This window comes from Streptomyces sp. ADMS, from assembly GCF_033441795.1.
Lineage (GTDB): Bacteria > Actinomycetota > Actinomycetes > Streptomycetales > Streptomycetaceae > Streptomyces.
Genome location: NZ_JAVFVX010000347.1, coordinates 1 through 866 on the forward strand (window position 1 = coordinate 1; position 866 = coordinate 866).

The 866-nt window shown below is 70.9% G+C and carries 1 protein-coding gene and 1 pseudogene; both read right to left on the reverse strand.

What is annotated here, in order from left to right:
* Positions 1 to 461 (reverse strand): annotated as a pseudogene (locus RB628_RS40925) (hypothetical protein); the annotation flags it as partial.
* 1 nt (position 462) lies between these two features.
* Entirely contained in the window at positions 463 to 786 is a 324-nt protein-coding gene (locus RB628_RS40930; protein ID WP_318325710.1) for a transcriptional regulator, read from the reverse strand.
* Positions 787 to 866 lie beyond the last annotated feature (80 nt).

Consider the following 866-nt stretch of genomic DNA (forward strand, 5'->3'; position numbering starts at 1 on the left):
AGATCGAGGGCTCGGGGAGCGTTCGGCGAAGCCTCGGCGAGCCCTCGGGTAGGGGTGGGCGACGCCTCGGTGCGCTTGGCGCAGATCCCCTTGCAGGGACCGCACCGGTCCGCCGGGTGGTGCTGCGGGCAGGAGGGCAGTCGGGACTGGCTGGGCTTGTCGATCTTCTGGTGCTCGGACCAGGTCACGATGTGGAGGTAGCGGCGGCCGTCGCAGCCGGTGTACCGGCAGATCAGGCCCGCGTTGGCGAGTTGCTGGAGGTCGTCCTCGACATGGACCGAGGTGTGCTCGGACCTCAGAGGCCAGAGCAGCCCCGCGATGATCGCGGCGTTGTCGCGGTGGCGGCCGTAGTCGTCGGCCTGGGTGAGGAGACCGAAGAAACTCCGCTCGGCCTCGACGCTCACCTCGGCGAGCGACTCGGAGACGAACGCCTCCGGCTTGATGGTTCGGATCCGCGCCATGTCAGAGGCCCCGACCGGCGGCGAGGTCGCTGCGGGTGAGGGTCACGGCGGCGAGGTCGAAGGTGTGAGGCCTGGTCCAGTCCGCGTCCGGCCAGACCCGCAGGACCCACCGGGCTGCGACCCTGGCGGTCGTCCGGCTCAACTCGATCGTCTCCCCGGCCGCGTCCTTGGCGATGGCGTGCGGGTGGGGCCACGTCTGCTTCGGGTCCGTGAGGCTGACGCGGATGGTCGCCGCCCCGGGGATCATGTCGGCGAGCTGGGCCGCGAGGCGGTGCAGGCGGGCCGTGTCCGGGCATGCCAGGGTTCCGCTCGGCGTGGCGAGCATGCGATACTCCGTGGTTCGTAGGAGTGCGGTGCGGCGGTTCTCGTGCAAAAGCCCCGCCGCCCGCGAGATGTGAATCGGTG